Here is a 451-nt window from a genome sequence, read left to right on the forward strand (position 1 = left end):
TCGGATCTCTGGCTATGTGCGCCTACCCGAAGCTTATCGCAGCTTATCACGTCCTTCATCGGCTCCTGATGCCAAGGCATTCACCATGCGCCCTTTGTAGCTTGACCTTTTACTCGTTTATTAATGCAATTATGCATTATAAACTTCGTAATTAAGTATAATATTTAAACAATAAATTGTCTAAACAAATTTACAAAGAATATTTCTTGGCTTGTTGTATTTATACAAACAATATATATGTGCAATTTTCAAAGAACAATATGAGATACCTTTATGGTCTCTCAAAATTGAACAGTAAGTTAAAAATCATTTCCTTATTATAAGAAATCATTACTATGATTTTTTTGTACTAGAAAGCTTCTTGCTTTACTAGATTTCTCCATAGAAAGGAGGTGATCCAGCCGCAGGTTCTCCTACGGCTACCTTGTTACGACTTCACCCCAATCGCTGA

Annotated in this window: 2 rRNA genes; both read right to left on the minus strand. The window is 35.5% G+C overall.

Annotated features, from left to right (window positions below):
* Nucleotides 1-107: ribosomal RNA gene (locus tag ACTNAO_RS12840) — 23S ribosomal RNA — on the minus strand; the annotation flags it as partial.
* A gap of 278 nt (nt 108-385) precedes the next feature.
* Nucleotides 386-451: ribosomal RNA gene (locus ACTNAO_RS12845) — 16S ribosomal RNA — on the minus strand; the annotation flags it as partial.

The sequence above is a fragment of the Clostridium sp. HCP1S3_C6 genome (assembly GCF_052066735.1).
In the GTDB taxonomy this organism is placed as follows: domain Bacteria; phylum Bacillota; class Clostridia; order Clostridiales; family Clostridiaceae; genus Clostridium.